The sequence below is a fragment of the Pseudoalteromonas sp. Isolate3 genome (assembly GCF_022398505.1).
Classification (GTDB): domain Bacteria; phylum Pseudomonadota; class Gammaproteobacteria; order Enterobacterales; family Alteromonadaceae; genus Pseudoalteromonas; species Pseudoalteromonas apostichopi.
In genome coordinates this window covers 1-14,937 of sequence record NZ_JAKEVN010000107.1, presented here as the reverse complement: position 1 = coordinate 14,937, position 14,937 = coordinate 1, and the positions used below count along the sequence as shown (strand labels likewise).

Sequence of the window (14,937 nt, the reverse complement as noted above, 5' to 3'; positions counted from 1 at the left end):
TGACCCCATGCCGAACTCAGTAGTGAAACGAAACAGCGCCGATGATAGTGTGGCATTTGCCATGTGAAAGTAGGACATTGCCAGGCTCCAAATTAAAGAAAGCCCGATTCGAAAGAGTCGGGCTTTTTTGCGTCTGGAGCTGTCAGCTTTCAGCCGTTAGCTGAAATATGGGGTTGTATAGTGCTGAGACTCCCTCAGCAACAAAACCCTGTAGGAGGCACGTCAGTGCCGAATCTAGGCCATAACCAATATATTCATGGCTGAATCCATTGCTACAAGTACACTTTGCCTAGAGCCTAGAGCCTAGAGCCTAGAGCCTAGAGCCTTTATGACTTTACACTCGCAACTTGCTAACTAAAAAAGCCCATACTCTTCGGTTTCTTCTGCCTCGTGGCGCATTAGGTGTTCTGGACGGAAGATGGCGCTTGGGTCTAATAATAAGCTGTGTTTATGCTTCATTTTAATTAGTCCGCGCATCATGTTTTTAGTTTGCGGGTCAACATCAAAACCAACAGAGGTTAATTGTTCTAGCGGTTTAATATCTTCTTTCTTAACGTTGATGCTGTCTTCTACTTTGTCGACTAATAAGCCTATATGTGGCGTAACGCCATCTTTAGTAGTGAAGATGATTATTGGCTTGTAATCAAGAATGATCTGCTCACGTGCCGATTCAAATAGCCTAATAAGCTGATTGAATGTTTGGCGCTTTTTCTCTGCAAATAAGCTAATGACTTTGTCGTGAGGTTGGCTTTTTTGCAATTCTAATAACTCACCAGCCATGGCATGTAATTCGCGGTGTGGCTTATCGAACTTAGCTAATATACTTTTTAAGTCTTCATTATCTGTTTCGAAGTTATTATACCAACGACCAAAAGCACATTTATCTGGATCAGTGGCTTTTGTAAAAGGCGCGCCAGTAACTAAGCTATTTTCTAAGGCATCTAGCCAATCTAAGTGGTCTTTTTCTCTTTCAACTAAAAGGTCAGATAACTCGGCATTGGTTTCTTTGGTGGAGTGATTGTTTAATACAATTCCTAAATCAAAAATAGGCGTAGGAGTTTCCATGTAATCTTTAACCCCAATGAAGCTTTTATTTTCATTTGGCAAAGACGTGAGATTTCCTTCGTAACGCTCAGTTAGAAGAATATCGAGAATTTTTAGTGAAATGGTCTTTTGCCCAACTCGAAAATTAATCAGATCCATATTTCCCTCAAAGCCTTGTTAAGTCTCTATAGCATAGAACATTATTGTATTTTAGTCGTAGTTTAACCTAATTACTTTTAAAATATGAGCGGTAGATTTTTTTGTTATTTCCTGCGGAGTGGGTGTTAAATAAATCAGCGAAATCAGACGTGTCAGTAAACAAACGATTTAATTCGGTAAGTAAGCATTGATTGTTTAATGGTGTTGGACATTTCTTGGCAGCGCTAACCAATGCAACGGCATTCAAATAACCTTCAAAAATAATTCTATTTGCACTAGTGTGATATGGCTCGATATCTTCAATAAACTGCTTACACCAAGAGTTTTTACAGTTATTTGGGTCGGGAACCACTTCGGTGACCATAATGTTGGCGGGTTGTTTGACACGCTTGTATAAATCATGACTGGAAACGAAAGACACAGAAGTATAGTCAGGGTTGAAGCCTTGTTTGTTTGCTGCATTAATAAATTCAGCGAGAGGCTCGTAGGTGCCAACTAAACAAATTGCGGTTGCATTACTTTCCTTTAACAGAGTTAATGCCTTAGAGATATCCTGACTATTACGCTTAAATCGAGCAACTTCTACTGGCTTAATTCCATGTATTTTTAGTGCGTTAACCAGGTTGCTCTCAACCATATAACCAAATTCATCAGCCTGGATCATTAGCCCAATTTTTTCATGCTTTTGCTCTTTGATTAAATAGTTAATTTGCTCAATCGCTTCATCTTGGTAGCTGGCACGGAGGTTGAATACATTTGGCATTGAACTGTTATGTAAAAAGTCAGCGCCCGTAAATGGCATTAGAAATGGAATGCGGTGCCTATCTAGCAGGGGTTTAATTGCATGGGCTGTCGGTGTTCCCATTGAGCCAAAAATTGCATGGATCTTTTGGTCAAATAAAAACTCGCGGGTATTCACTACGGCATTTTTTGGCTCATAGCCATCATCAGCTAATATTAGATCGATACTTTGCCCATTAATACCGTTTTCTTTGTTGATTTTATTGAAGTAAATATTACTGCCAAGCGCTAGTTGTTCGCCTATTTGCTTAGCAGGTCCAGTCAGTGCTGTAGACATGCCAAGTTTAATAGTTGGTTGTTTAAGCTCAGCGAAAGCGAACTGAGATAGCAGTAAGGTATATATACAGAAACACTTAATGGCTGTTATTTTGAAGAGATTTATAGTGAGCATACCAACCTTGCACTGCGGTTTTGAACTTTAAGTCTAAGTCTTTTTTACCTGTAAAACCGGCTTCTTCGATCAAGCTATTTACAGAGGTTTGCTGTAATACTAGTCGAATTAGGATGAATTTTGTATTTTCATCTAATAAATTTAGACTAATTGGTGTGCACCAAATCATTTGCCATAGCAATGGCTGTACTTGAAAGTGGTTAATATCGCTTGTTAAGAGCCGTTCTGCTCTTTCATTTAAGCCTTCAGGACAGTCACTTCTAGGGTGGCCTTTAAATAGTTCCATAATAAGCTGCCAAGGAAGTGAGCTAAAATGGCTGAGTAGTTGCAAAGAGAGGTCTTGTTTAAATTCTTCAATGAATTGTGCAGCTCTATCTTTGCTTTGCTCATCTAAAGCTTTCATCACTAAGGCAGCATGTTCCGCGGTCGCTTTATCGTGACTAAATCCAAGTTTAACAACATTAAAGCCATTACTTTGCCAAAACTTAACTAAAGCAGCGTTTGCCCCAAAGCTGGCTCCGAAATAACTACAATCTTTTAATTGGTTCTCACAAAAGTTTAATAGGGCTGAACCTATACCTTGTTGATGGGACTCTGGTGCGACCGCTATTCTTACCACTCTCGCTGAGCGTTTACACAAATCTTCTGTATTTCGGCTCAATTGAGTCAGAGTTTGCGCCATTAAATGACCATGTGGTCGACGCTTTCCTTTTATTACTTGCTCTGCGATTTCTGCTGTTAAGCCACCCTCAATAGCAATTAAGCAAACGGCTTTTAACGCATTTTCTTGTTTACAGATAGATAGCTGTAACTCAGGGGCATCAAGCAATTGCCGTAAGTCGTTTACCGTGGTTTGGTAATGAGCCAACGCCAATAGCGCCATAATTTGGCTAAGTAGCTGCTCATTATCAATAAGTTGTTCTTTGCTTATATTTTCAAATTCGTATGCTTCACTACTTTGCGTGTCTAGGTACTTTGCATCGAGTAGTAATAGTTCACGTATGATATTTTCTAGCGGGTCATGGTTGGCAAAACGAATTGGCTCGCCCAAAGTGATTGTCTTTAGTGATTTAAATTGGCCACGTAAATAATGTAAAAAGCGTAACGTATAACCACGCCCATTCCCTTCATAACCAATCATAGTGCTAGCAAATACGATTCGTGGGTAATTTTTCAGGATCTGCAATAACATTGGTACAGGAATAGCGGCAGCTTCATCGACAAATAGCAGATCACAGTCTGGTTTTTCGTTTAACAGTGTATCTGGCGCAACATAGCTGAGGTTAGCTAGTTGTTTACAGTTTTGCTCTTTGCTGATACCAAGCTTAGCGGCTAAATGTTTAAAGCTTGTTTGTACGGCTTTAGCTTGTGTTGCACAAATAAGGATTTTCTTATCTTGAAGATTTGCTGCTGCAAGCCCTAAAGCGGCTGACTTACCACGACCTCGATCTGCACTAATAACTAAAGGTCGATTAGTGCGCCCTGTCGCGGTTTTAATTATTTGCTCTACACATAGCTGTTGTTGCTGATAGTTTATCTCAGCAGTTGCTGGTGATACCGGCTGGTAAGCTGGGAGAGAATGCTGAGTTAAATAATGTGGCTGCAACTTTAGCTTGGCGAAAAAACGCTGATTAAAAAAACTGTGTGTAATCTCTTCGCCATAGGAGGTAATACTCCTTAGTGCAGGGTCTTGCCAATGACTGTCATTGGGCAGTAATAATATCAGTACACCACCTGCTTTTACGGTACCTGCAAGCGCTGCTAGTTTATCGACATATAAGCCGCTAAAACCATCAAAAATTGCGTGCTGAAACTCTTGGCCAAGAATTTGGTGAGCATGTTTTGGAAACTCACTACTCACTAATTGTGAGCTACTGCTGAAAACATAGCTATTTTTAAGCGCTAGTTGGCTAGCAAACTGATAGCACCAAGTTTCGCTTCCTTGCACTATGACAAGCTGGCGATGCTTTGCAATCACCAGCTCGTTACACAGTGCTGTTATATACTCATTATAAGGCTTGAAGTCTTGCATACTGTGTTACAAGCCATTTGCTGCCTAAGTCATCAAAGTTCACTTGAATACGTGACTGTGCGCCGCTACCCTCGTAATTGAGTACGGTCCCTGCACCAAACTTGGCGTGCAATACACGTTGTCCTAAGTTAAAGCCGCTATCTTCAAATGCTGCATGCGTCACTGATGGACTAAAGCGACCTGCCGCAGGTGGCCTTGAGACCTGGGTTTTAATACGAATTTCTTCGATACAGTCTTCAGGCATTTCACGTAAAAAGCGTGATGGACTATGGTATTTTTCTTGTCCGTATAAACGGCGACTTTCCGCGTGGCTAATGTATAGTTTTTCCATTGCGCGAGTCATACCTACATAGCACAAGCGGCGTTCTTCTTCTAAACGGCCAGATTCTTCATTACTTTGCTGTGACGGGAACATGCCTTCTTCAACACCGACCATAAATACCAGCGGGAACTCTAAGCCTTTTGCTGAGTGCAGGGTCATCATTTGAACCGCGTCTTCGTGCTCATCGGCTTGGCCCTCGCCTGATTCTAGTGAGGTATAAGCCAAAAAGCCCTGTAGTGGCGAGCTGAATTCTTCATCTTCCGGTAGTTCATATTGGCCACACGCACTAATAAGCTCTTCTAAGTTTTCTACGCGAGCACGGCCTTTTTCACCTTTTTCAGCTTGATACATAGCCATTAACCCAGAAGTTTGAATGGCGTATTTAGCTTGCTCTTCTAAGGTCAGATCGCTGATTTTATCTTCGATATGTTCAACAAGTTCTAAGAACTTAGTGACTGCACTTGCTGCACGGCCAGATAAGTGCTGCTGCTCTACAATTGCTTTTGCGGCATACCAAAGCGGCAGTGACTCATTCCGCGCGCAATCACGAATGTGGCTTAACGTTTTATCACCAATGCCGCGTGCTGGGGTGTTAATAACACGCTCGAAAGCGGCATCATCTTGGCGGTTACCGACTAAACGTAAATACGAAAGTGCATCTTTGATCTCTTGGCGTTCGAAGAAGCGCATACCACCGTATATGCGGTATTTTAAGCCTTCTTGCAACATTGCTTCCTCGAGTACACGAGATTGCGCGTTGTTACGGTATAAAATGGCGGCGTCTTGTAATGCATTACCTGCATTTAGCCAGCTACGTAGCTTGCTGCTAACAAAGCGTGCTTCGTCTAATTCATTAAAAGCGGCATAAACAGAAATAGGCTCACCATCATTGCCGTCTGTCCAAAGGCTTTTGCCCATGCGTTCAGCATTGTTTTTGATCAGCGCATTTGACGCTTTCAAAATGGTTGCTGTTGAGCGGTAATTTTGTTCAAGGCGAATGGTTTCGGCTTCGAAGTCAGTTAAAAAGCGTTTGATATTCTCAATTTTTGCGCCACGCCAGCCATAAATACTTTGGTCATCATCACCTACGATCATAATACTATTCGTATTACCCGCGAGTAATTTTAACCAAGCATATTGAATAGTATTGGTATCCTGAAACTCGTCTACCAGCATGTGGGCAAAACGCTGTTGATAGTGACGTAAAAGTGTCGGATGATTCTTAAGTACTTCGTAGCAGCGTAGCAGTATTTCTGCAAAGTCGACTAAACCAGCGCGGTCACAAGCCTCTTGATACGCAGCATAGACTTTCAACATCATTTGCTCGTTAATATCGTAGGCTTGAATGTCTTTAGGACGTAGGCCTTCATCTTTTTTCGCACTGATATACCAGCCAAACTGTTTTGCAGGCCACTTTTTGTCATCGATGTTCATCGCTTTAAGCAAGCGTTTGATCATACGTTGTTGATCATCAGAATCTAAGATTTGAAAGCTTTCAGGCAAGTTCGCTTCACGGTGATGGGCGCGCAAAATACGATGAGATAAGCCATGGAAAGTACCAATCCACATACCACCAACCGGTGCTTTTAACGTTTCTTCTACACGGGTGCGCATTTCTTTCGCGGCTTTGTTAGTGAACGTTACCGCAAAGATACTATATGCAGAAGCTTGCTCAACTTGCATAAGCCATGCGATGCGATGAACAAGTACTCGAGTTTTACCAGAACCCGCACCTGCAAGTACTAGCATGTTTTGCAATGGGGCTGCGACTGCATCCCGTTGTTTGTCATTTAAGCCATCGAGTAATTCAGAAACGTCCATCGTTACGCCTTTTCAATCTATAATGAGTGGAGTATAACAGGTGTTTATGCAAGGCTAAATAAAATACTGTTTTTATAAACAGCTATTTTGGCAAGTCATTAAAATTGTAAATAAAAATTGTGAATTTGACCGATTTTTAGCAAAAAGAACTAAAATCAAAAAAACGCTATTTTTTAACGCTTTGATTTGTAAGCCATAATAAGTTGGCATAAAGTATGTTTACTAAAAGTATAATCATTAAAAACTATAGAGGTTAGTATGGCAGAGCAAGGTTCTGGCGGTAATGTAATCGCAGCAATATGTAATATCTTTTTTCCTGGTTTAGGGCAATTGGTACAAGGTCGTTTAATGGCGGCTATTGCATTCTTTTTAGCATGGGTTATTAGTGGTGCACTAATTTATGTGGCAGTTGGTTTTATTTTACTGCCAATCGTATACCTATGGGCGATTATTGATGCTGCACGCTTCAAATCGCGACTCTAGCTATTTAAATAGCACAAACACGAGCGCCACTTAGGCGCTCGTGTTGTTTTAAGGTTGCAAAACTCGCCACGTTTAGCTGCAAACGGTATAATTAGCAGATAATGTATTATGAGTACCCTCCATGGAATATCAATTTATCCGCGACCCTATTAGCGGTTTACGCATTAAAATTTCTTCTGAACATGCCATCATAGGCCGTTGGCTAAACGAAGAAGTTGGTAAAGAAAAAATAGCGATGGTGCAAGCTTTGATCGCTGCGGTTAACAGCTGCCATGAGCCTTTAACCTTACAAGGTCAAGAAATTGATTTGATCTTAAGTAAAGACGAAGCATTATTCGAAGCACATGCATTACATCAAGATAATGAAGACTTAGTTGCCTACCAAGATGATGATTTAATGCTTGAAGAAGAAGGCCTGTGCAGTGGCTGCGGCTTTGAAGACTTTGTTGATTTAATTGAATCTTGGCAAGAATTTACACAAGGCCGATAAGCAGAAGCATGTTCTGCTTATCCCTTGCTAATTTATTGTTCGCTCACTGATTTAACAGCTGCTAGTAATAAATCCTCTGTTAAACGTACTTTGTAATTTGGGTTAGCATATTGAAAATGAACTAACCCATTTGTGTCGATTACAAACACTGCAGGTACTGGTAACGCTACTTTCGCTTCACCATCTAGCGACACAAAGTTAACCCCAAGCTTATTGCGGTAAATCTTTGCTGTTTTGTCATCTAAGTAAAATGCTAAACCTAACGTTTGCGCCAAAGTGAGGCTGTCGTCAGAAAGCAATTGATAGCTAGGAGCTGTAATTTTTGTTTCAGCAAGTTTTTCAGGGCTGTCTGGCGAAACGGCAATTAATTGCGCATCTAAATTAGCTAATTCTTTCTCTATTTTTTGTACGCTGGCCAATTGTTTTGAACAATATGGACACCAGCCACCACGATAAACAATCAGCACTGTGGTTTTTTCTTTAAAGCGCTCACTTAATGAGACGGTTTTGCCGTATTGGTCTTTTAATTCAACATTTGGCACCGCTAATCCTGGTAATAATGGACTGACTTGCTCTGCAGATTCGGCAATATTAGAGGCAGTTGCAGCAACAACTTGGCTTGATAGCACAAACAGTGCGCTAATAAGTAGAGATTTAAACATGGGCTTCCTCGGTTATTTTTATCAACTGCAAAGATGACCTGATTGTTGCGGTATTTATTTCATCTTTACTGTAATATATAGGCAAATAAAAAATGCAAGTTGGGATAAAAAATGTCTGCTAATTTACAAAAACTCGTTGTCATGCTCGAGATGCAAAATGCGATGAATACCAAAGTACATGAGCAATGGTTTAGCCAAGGTTTTGAATGGTATCGTGCAATTTGGGTTGAGTGTGCTGAAATGCTTGATCACTATGGTTGGAAGTGGTGGAAGAAACAAACTCCAGATACTGAACAAGTTATTTTAGAGTTAGTTGATATTTTCCATTTCGGTTTATCTTTACGTATCGATGGTGAAACCAGCTATGAGCAGTTAGCAGCACAACTTGAAGCAGAGTTAAGTGCGCCAGTTCAAGCTGATGACTTTAAACAAACACTCGAATTATTAGCTGCTTCAGCTGTCGCTGAAAAGAGCTTTAATGCTGCTGCATTTGCTGGTTGTATGGCACAAATCGGTATGGATATCGACGATTTATACCGTGGTTACGTAGGTAAAAACACTTTGAATTTTTTCCGCCAAGATCATGGCTACAAAGACGGTAGTTATATCAAAGTGTGGAACGGTCAAGAAGATAATGAGCACCTAGTTGAAGTTGTAAAAAGCCTAGATACAGAGCACGCGGATTTCGCAAAGCTTGTATACCAAGGCTTAGAGCAGCGTTACCCTAAATAAACGTGTTTATGCTCATTTTATAACGGGCATAAACTCTCGAAAATCGATGGTCGATAAAAAGCCATCGAACTGCTTGTGCGGTTGCTGACTATCTGGGTTGGCAACCGCAAGAATATGACCAATACCAAACTCTTTTGCCGCATCGAGTACTGCCGGGCTGTCATCCACAAATAAAGTCCGTTCCTTATCAAACTGCCATTCTTGGTGTACTTGTTGCCATAATGGTTGATGCTCTTTACTCACGCCATATTGGTGAGTTGAGATCACGCCATCTAAGTAGTTATCAATCGCAGTTAGTTCAAACTTTAACATGGCACAATCTGGGTGTGCGTTAGTGAGCATGATCAATTGCTTGCCTGCTTTTCTTAGTTCCGTTAGAAATGGCGGAACATCTTCACGAATTCTGATTAAATGTTGAATGTCACGTTTTAACGCCATAATTGGTAAGTCAAGTTGCTGTTGCCAATAATCTAAGCAGTACCAATTAATTTGTCCGTGAACTTGTTGATAACGGTGCAAAATGTCAGCTTTTGCTTCGTCTAAACTGATTTTATGTTTATGCGCATATTGCTCGGGAATAACAGTAAGCCAAAAGTAATTATCAAAATGCAAATCGAGTAGGGTGCCATCCATATCTAACAACACAGTATCGATTTTTGACCAATTTAACATAGGCAATTCACTTTAAAAGATTTATGATGAGCATAACTGCCATGATAGCAAATTAATGCCAATGACACAGAAAAAGCATCCTACACCACCGCAAATTTTGTCTAATGAAGTTGTCGCTAAAAGCCGATTATTTACTGTTGAATCTCTCGAATTGAAGTTCTCAAATGACGAGCAAAGGCAATACGAAAGAATTCGTGGCGGTGGCAGAGGTGCCGTTATGATTGTACCTGTAACGGCCGATAACGAACTGTTATTAGTGCGAGAGTATTGTGCGGGTACCAATGATTATCAGTTGGGTTTTCCAAAAGGTTTAATTGACCCAGGTGAAACACCTGAGCAAGCTGCCGACCGCGAGCTCAAAGAAGAGGTTGGCTTTGGTGCTAAGCATTTCGCTGAACTTAAAAAAGTCAGTATGGCACCTAGTTACTTTAATGCCACTATGCATATTTTGTATGCCGAAGATCTTTACCCTGAAACCTTGCCTGGTGATGAGCCAGAACCGCTTGTTGTGGTGAAATGGCCAATGAGTGATTGGCAATCATTATTGCAACAAGAAGACTTTACTGAAGCACGAAGTGTCGCAGCTTTGCTATTATTAACAAAGTACTTAGAGTCGGGAGCGGGCAATGAATGATTTTTTAGAACCGTGCATTCGGTTAGCTGAGCAAGCGGGCGATGCCATTATGGCAATTTATCAGCAGGATGATATTGGTGCTGAGCAAAAGTCAGATCATACTCCGGTCACCAAGGCCGATTTAGCATCTAACGATGTATTAATGGCAGGTTTAAAGGCTATAGCACCTGATATTCCAATTATGTCAGAAGAAACACCCATTCCAGCACTTGCAGACAGAAAAGATTGGCATCGTTATTGGTTACTTGATCCAATGGATGGTACGGGTGAGTTTATTCTCGAAAGTGGTGATTTTGCAGTAAATATCGCTTTAGTTGAAAATAATCGTCCAGTTCTTGGCGTTATTCATTGGCCAGCGAAACAAATAACTTATTTTGCAAGTTACCAAAATGGTGCATTTAAACGTGAAAATGGCCAAGATCAGCAAATTTCAGTAGCAACACCCGATAATTTAACCTTAGCTGTAAGCCGCAGACAAAAAATTGAAGCTGTAAGCCAGTATCTAAATACTCAGTTTGCGACTGTGGCATTAGGCTCATGTTCACTAAAAGCTTGTATCATAGCAGAAGGTAAAGCCGATTGTTTTTTACGAATAGGGCCAACAGGTGAGTGGGATACCGGCGCTTCGCAAGTGATTGTTGAAGAAGCCGGAGGATGTATTACGGATGCTGAATTTAACCCACTCACTTATAATCAACGTGAAAGTACCGAGAATCCAGACTTTATCGTCATGGGGCACCCTGATTGGGAATGGCAAAAAATGATTAGTCCTCATCAGCGCGGATTTTAGTGTAGTTTTGTGTGCTTTTTGTTCGGTTGAGGCTCTATTTCAATTATAACGCTTGATTTCTAATTTAATTGCTATATTATAGCGCTCTCTTCGGAACAAGGCATGGTTAACATGTTAACGTTACTTAGAGATTACAGGCGCGGGATGGAGCAGCCTGGTAGCTCGTCGGGCTCATAACCCGAAGGTCGTCGGTTCAAATCCGGCTCCCGCAACCAATTTTCTGAATTGGCTGACTTCTTAAATTAAGTGAGAAGTAAAATAAACTTAATAATTACAGGCGCGGGATGGAGCAGCCTGGTAGCTCGTCGGGCTCATAACCCGAAGGTCGTCGGTTCAAATCCGGCTCCCGCAACCAATTTTCTGAATTGGAAGCCAAGTTGTCATGTAAAGCAACTTTAAATAAATCTACAATTTCAGGCGCGGGATGGAGCAGCCTGGTAGCTCGTCGGGCTCATAACCCGAAGGTCGTCGGTTCAAATCCGGCTCCCGCAACCAACTGAAATTAAAATTTATAGTAATCAGGCACGCGAAAGCGTGTTTTTTTATGCCTGAAATTTAGGAGCCATGAGCCGAAGGTCGTCGGTTCGCTCTCATTAGCCACAGCTCCCGCAACCAACTGAAATTAAAATTTATAGTAATCAGGCACGCGAAAGCGTGTTTTTTTATGCCTGAAATTTAGGCGCCATGAGCCGAAGGTCGTCGGTTCGCTCTCATTAGCCACAGCTCCCGCAAGCAACTGAAATTAAAATGTATAGTAATCAGGCACGCGAAAGCGTGTTTTTTATGCTTGAAAAAGTTTTAAGCCCTAAGCCCTAAGCTTTAAGCAGATCGAATGGGTGGGTTTTAGACAGAGAACACTTGACTCAAGTTTGTTATTAGTTAGTTTTTTACCGCTTACCGCTTACCGCTTACCGCTTACCGCTTACCGCTTACCGCTTACCGCTTACCGCTTACCGCTTACCGCTTACCGCTTACCGCTTACCGCTTACCGTTTAATTTCCGATGAACTTATTCGTTCATTTGTCACTCTTATAAACAAAAACGGAGCGCTTGGGTGTTAAAAAGGAATTATAAAGCATGGATCATTTCAATTACGCTGCATGTTTTGTTATTGCTGCTGTTTATTCAACATGGCAAATTTGTGAAACGGCCTTCAGTTGCCGAGCCACCAAAAGTAATCAACGCTTATGTGAGTGTTGATTTAACTGCGTTACCGAGTGTTAAGAAAACCCAAGAAAAACCTTCACCAGAACAGCCACAAATAATGCCAGATGAGGCTAAGGCTGTGCCGCAAAAAGAAGGTATACCGAAGAATGGCTCTGAACAGGTAAAAGATGCTAAAGCACTTGAAAGCTTGGTTAGTGAGCAGAGACAAGTGAGCACTGAAAACTCAAAAAAAGCTGCGATACCCTTTAAAAAGCTCAACCCTTATGCGCCAATTCCACAGCTTAATTTTGAAAATAGCGCTACTAGTGCCTCTGCATTTGGACAGGTTGAAGCCGCACATAATAATTCGTCTGTAGGCAGGGTTACAGTGCCTGCGCAATTAACCGTCTCTGATAAAGCAACCGTCGTTTGGCAAAGTGGCGATGGCAGCAAGCGTACCGAGATGCTTAATGGTCAGTGCTATGACATTGACCTTAATTCGGTGTTTGGTAAATCTGGAGTGCCAAGCGGATCCCCAAGACCCTGTGAAGATAAAGAAGCAAAACTATTTAAACAAATTATGAATAAATGGGGTAAAAAATAATAACAAAACACTTTACCTCAACTTAACTTGAGCTTTTAAAGTGATTTTTTTTGTTATGGATATCCCTATGAGCTCACTAGAAAACTATTTATTAAGCCTACAGATCAATTGCTATCACACGTCAGTGATACAGGTTTATCAAGTGCAAAAGCACATTTGGCAGTCATTACAAAATAATTCTAGTTATGCGCAGAATGTAATCGAAGAGTTTCAATTAAATGGGCAACCTATGGGTTACCAGCAGAAAGCGCTATTTACACTGGTTTTACAGCACCTCGGTTACAAAATACAGCCAACACCAGAAAACACTTTGTCGGTAAGGCATAACCATTTGTTACATGACATTCGTCTCGTCGAGCAGTTAAACGTATTCGAGGGTTAGCTCATGTTTTGTCGTTTAAAAAGGCACTTAGCCGAAACTAAGCGCCTTGGCTTAACGAAGTTACCAAATCATTTCTACAAATTCTGGGTGATCCACAAATGGGTTGCGGTTACCTTGATGTTCATAAGCAGCTTGGTTACGGTCAAGCTCTAATTGGCTAACAGGATCCTCATTATGCCATTTTAATAACATAGCAACGACCCAGCTCTCAAATACCTGATTTGATGAACCATTCAGTACAGCGTTACTGTAGGTTGTGTTGTTTTGCCATGAGCCAATCACGTTTTCATAGCGTGTTGCCATATAGAAATACGCTCTTGCAAAGTCACCTTTAAATTCATCAATAGGTTCAAAAACCGTTCCTGAGTAATTTAATGAGCTAGCAGCGCTGCCTAATTTGCTGCCGTTACTAGAGGTATAGCTTGCACTAGCTACTTCACCAAATGGATAGTTACTGCGTTTTGAGTTGACATAACCATCAGTGGCAAAAATGTGATGTACGTCTGAATTCATTGGTTCAACTGTTCCACCAAACCAACTTTTCGGGAAAGAATGCTCACGGTTGTAGCAATCTGCTTCGCTGTTGTATGTACCACATTGATCGCTCACAGCAACATAGTTGTAGCTGTCTTGGCCTGCCGGGTTTTCTGAATAACGGTCTAAAATTGAGTTGTCATTTTCAAAATACTTATCGCGTGAAGCAACATCGTAAAAACTCCAAATTGCTGAATAGCCCTGCGAGTTGTGACCTTTAATGATGTTGTATAACTCTGTTTTCAGTGCATAACCACTAAGGCCTTGCGTTGTAACATAGTATCCAGTTGGCTCAGTTGGTGTCGTACCACCACCGTCACCGCCGCCTGAGCTATCACCTAAACTAAACGGCGTAGCTTCTGAGCTTTGGAAGCTTGCACCACTAGCAAGTACTGTTTGACCTGACGAAAGGCTATAGCTACCGTTACCGTAAGAGCAACATATGCCATCACCATAACTATCAAAAATAGTAAAGGTATAGTCACCATCAGTTAAACATGCTTGCTCACTGTACTGAGTATTTGCTGCATAGCTGCCGCCTGCTGCCACTGCACTACCTTGGCTATTAGTGATTTGCCAGCTGGTTTCTTCCCCATAGTTATCGGTAGTGAGGGTCAAAGATACTTGGTTATCTGCGCAGCTGCCCATAGGAGGTGGGGTTGAGCCTGTGCTTGGTGCCAAGTTATCTACATAAACTACTTCGCTGCCATCAAAACCTGCGACGTCGTAAAAGCGTAAGCCAACATTAATAGACGTTGTTGCAGAGGCTGTATACTGGTAACTGACTTGTTGCCACTGATTAGTTATTGCTGAATTAGAATAGCCTTGATAGCCATCAACCACTAAGCGTGCTTTTACGCCGCCTTCTGTATGGTAAACCCAAGCAGAAAACTCATAACTTTCGCCCGCCACAACATCAACTAATTGTTGTAAATCGGTATTACTTTGCGTGCCAGTATTTACCACGACTTGCGCTGAGTAATTACCTGAGTAAACCACATTACTATTAGCGCTAAGACTAATACCGCTATCTATGATGCTCCAGCTTGCAGGGCTATTTGCTGACCAAGTTTCGAAGTCGGCATTATTAACATTTGCAAATGCTGAACTCGCTAGACACAGTAAGCCACTGGCTAGCATATATTTATTACATGTCCCGTGTGACATTGTAGTTTCCTTTYTATATTTTAATAGTTTTTGCTGTTCTCAAAATGAACACAGCGAGTATAGGCTAATTG

At 41.3% G+C, this 14,937-nt stretch carries 15 protein-coding genes and 3 tRNA genes; 11 read left to right on the top strand and 7 right to left on the bottom strand.

All coding sequences use genetic code 11. The features are described 5' to 3' along the window. Window positions 1-354: 354 nt before the first annotated feature. From L1D46_RS16770 to uvrD, 4 genes are all read right to left on the bottom strand, one after another. On the bottom strand, window positions 355-1,203 hold the full coding sequence (locus tag L1D46_RS16770; protein WP_239977910.1) for a CZB domain-containing protein: 849 nt from the start codon (window positions 1,201-1,203) through the stop codon (window positions 355-357). Window positions 1,204-1,270: 67 nt separating this feature from the next. Continuing rightward, window positions 1,271-2,395: an ABC transporter substrate-binding protein gene (locus L1D46_RS16765; protein ID WP_130050024.1), complete on the bottom strand. Its 1,125-nt coding sequence runs from the start codon at window positions 2,393-2,395 to the stop codon at window positions 1,271-1,273. Further along, complete coding sequence (locus tag L1D46_RS16760) at window positions 2,358-4,427, bottom strand: GNAT family N-acetyltransferase (protein ID WP_239977909.1); 2,070 nt, start codon at window positions 4,425-4,427, stop codon at window positions 2,358-2,360. The genes L1D46_RS16765 and L1D46_RS16760 overlap by 38 nt, the downstream gene beginning before the upstream one ends. After that, the gene (gene uvrD, locus L1D46_RS16755; RefSeq protein WP_054563945.1) at window positions 4,405-6,570 is read right to left on the bottom strand and encodes a DNA helicase II; all 2,166 of its coding nucleotides are present in this window, start codon (window positions 6,568-6,570) and stop codon (window positions 4,405-4,407) included. Before uvrD ends, L1D46_RS16760 begins: the two co-directional genes overlap by 23 nt. A gap of 258 nt (window positions 6,571-6,828) precedes the next feature. Between uvrD and L1D46_RS16750 the strand changes: the two genes are divergently transcribed. Together L1D46_RS16750 and L1D46_RS16745 are read left to right on the top strand one after the other, a co-directional pair. Next, window positions 6,829-7,053 carry a hypothetical protein gene (locus L1D46_RS16750; RefSeq protein ID WP_054554878.1) on the top strand — a complete coding sequence of 75 codons (225 nt, stop codon included), beginning with the start codon at window positions 6,829-6,831 and terminating at the stop codon, window positions 7,051-7,053. 121 nt (window positions 7,054-7,174) lie between these two features. Beyond that, window positions 7,175-7,543 (top strand): YacL family protein, encoded by a 369-nt coding sequence (locus tag L1D46_RS16745; RefSeq protein ID WP_130050022.1) that lies wholly within the window; start codon window positions 7,175-7,177, stop codon window positions 7,541-7,543. A 32-nt stretch (window positions 7,544-7,575) separates the two neighbouring features. Here the strand turns inward: L1D46_RS16745 and L1D46_RS16740 are convergent, their stop codons facing one another. Then, on the bottom strand, window positions 7,576-8,205 hold the full coding sequence (locus L1D46_RS16740; RefSeq protein WP_130050021.1) for a peroxiredoxin-like family protein: 630 nt from the start codon (window positions 8,203-8,205) through the stop codon (window positions 7,576-7,578). Window positions 8,206-8,316: 111 nt separating this feature from the next. Between L1D46_RS16740 and L1D46_RS16735 the strand changes: the two genes are divergently transcribed. Then, entirely contained in the window at window positions 8,317-8,937 is a 621-nt protein-coding gene (locus L1D46_RS16735) for a dUTP diphosphatase (RefSeq protein ID WP_055199370.1), read from the top strand. Window positions 8,938-8,949: 12 nt separating this feature from the next. Here the strand turns inward: L1D46_RS16735 and yrfG are convergent, their stop codons facing one another. Continuing rightward, window positions 8,950-9,609 (bottom strand): GMP/IMP nucleotidase, encoded by a 660-nt coding sequence (gene yrfG / locus L1D46_RS16730; RefSeq protein WP_130050020.1) that lies wholly within the window; start codon window positions 9,607-9,609, stop codon window positions 8,950-8,952. A 61-nt stretch (window positions 9,610-9,670) separates the two neighbouring features. Between yrfG and nudE the strand changes: the two genes are divergently transcribed. From nudE to L1D46_RS16690, 8 genes are all read left to right on the top strand, one after another. Continuing rightward, window positions 9,671-10,243, top strand: a complete 573-nt coding sequence (gene nudE / locus L1D46_RS16725; protein WP_205987937.1) for an ADP compounds hydrolase NudE — start codon at window positions 9,671-9,673, stop codon at window positions 10,241-10,243. Then, the gene (gene cysQ / locus L1D46_RS16720) at window positions 10,236-11,033 is read left to right on the top strand and encodes a 3'(2'),5'-bisphosphate nucleotidase CysQ (RefSeq protein WP_130050018.1); all 798 of its coding nucleotides are present in this window, start codon (window positions 10,236-10,238) and stop codon (window positions 11,031-11,033) included. Before nudE ends, cysQ begins: the two co-directional genes overlap by 8 nt. A 138-nt stretch (window positions 11,034-11,171) precedes the next feature. Continuing rightward, window positions 11,172-11,248 (top strand) — tRNA-Met (locus tag L1D46_RS16715). Between the two features lie 63 nt (window positions 11,249-11,311). Next, window positions 11,312-11,388, top strand: a tRNA-Met gene (locus L1D46_RS16710). Between the two features lie 63 nt (window positions 11,389-11,451). After that, a tRNA-Met gene (locus L1D46_RS16705) sits at window positions 11,452-11,528 on the top strand. 341 nt (window positions 11,529-11,869) lie between these two features. Continuing rightward, complete coding sequence (locus L1D46_RS16700) at window positions 11,870-12,094, top strand: hypothetical protein (RefSeq protein WP_239977908.1); 225 nt, start codon at window positions 11,870-11,872, stop codon at window positions 12,092-12,094. Window positions 12,095-12,174: 80 nt separating this feature from the next. Continuing rightward, entirely contained in the window at window positions 12,175-12,783 is a 609-nt protein-coding gene (locus L1D46_RS16695; RefSeq protein ID WP_239977907.1) for a hypothetical protein, read from the top strand. Between the two features lie 67 nt (window positions 12,784-12,850). Beyond that, window positions 12,851-13,165 (top strand): hypothetical protein, encoded by a 315-nt coding sequence (locus L1D46_RS16690; RefSeq protein WP_130050015.1) that lies wholly within the window; start codon window positions 12,851-12,853, stop codon window positions 13,163-13,165. A gap of 60 nt (window positions 13,166-13,225) precedes the next feature. On the opposite strand, the gene L1D46_RS16685 is transcribed toward L1D46_RS16690, so the two are convergent. Further along, complete coding sequence (locus L1D46_RS16685; RefSeq protein WP_239977906.1) at window positions 13,226-14,866, bottom strand: endonuclease; 1,641 nt, start codon at window positions 14,864-14,866, stop codon at window positions 13,226-13,228. Between the last annotated feature and the right edge of the window lie 71 nt (window positions 14,867-14,937).

Coding starts and splice junctions, on each gene's coding strand:
- L1D46_RS16770 (WP_239977910.1), bottom strand. CDS start 1,203: ATGGATCTGATTAATTTTCGAGTTGGGCAAAAGACCATTTCACTAAAA.
- L1D46_RS16765 (WP_130050024.1), bottom strand. CDS start 2,395: ATGCTCACTATAAATCTCTTCAAAATAACAGCCATTAAGTGTTTCTGT.
- L1D46_RS16760 (WP_239977909.1), bottom strand. CDS start 4,427: ATGCAAGACTTCAAGCCTTATAATGAGTATATAACAGCACTGTGTAAC.
- uvrD (WP_054563945.1), bottom strand. CDS start 6,570: ATGGACGTTTCTGAATTACTCGATGGCTTAAATGACAAACAACGGGAT.
- L1D46_RS16750 (WP_054554878.1), top strand. CDS start 6,829: ATGGCAGAGCAAGGTTCTGGCGGTAATGTAATCGCAGCAATATGTAAT.
- L1D46_RS16745 (WP_130050022.1), top strand. CDS start 7,175: ATGGAATATCAATTTATCCGCGACCCTATTAGCGGTTTACGCATTAAA.
- L1D46_RS16740 (WP_130050021.1), bottom strand. CDS start 8,205: ATGTTTAAATCTCTACTTATTAGCGCACTGTTTGTGCTATCAAGCCAA.
- L1D46_RS16735 (WP_055199370.1), top strand. CDS start 8,317: ATGTCTGCTAATTTACAAAAACTCGTTGTCATGCTCGAGATGCAAAAT.
- yrfG (WP_130050020.1), bottom strand. CDS start 9,609: ATGTTAAATTGGTCAAAAATCGATACTGTGTTGTTAGATATGGATGGC.
- nudE (WP_205987937.1), top strand. CDS start 9,671: ATGACACAGAAAAAGCATCCTACACCACCGCAAATTTTGTCTAATGAA.
- cysQ (WP_130050018.1), top strand. CDS start 10,236: ATGAATGATTTTTTAGAACCGTGCATTCGGTTAGCTGAGCAAGCGGGC.
- L1D46_RS16690 (WP_130050015.1), top strand. CDS start 12,851: ATGAGCTCACTAGAAAACTATTTATTAAGCCTACAGATCAATTGCTAT.
- L1D46_RS16685 (WP_239977906.1), bottom strand. CDS start 14,866: ATGTCACACGGGACATGTAATAAATATATGCTAGCCAGTGGCTTACTG.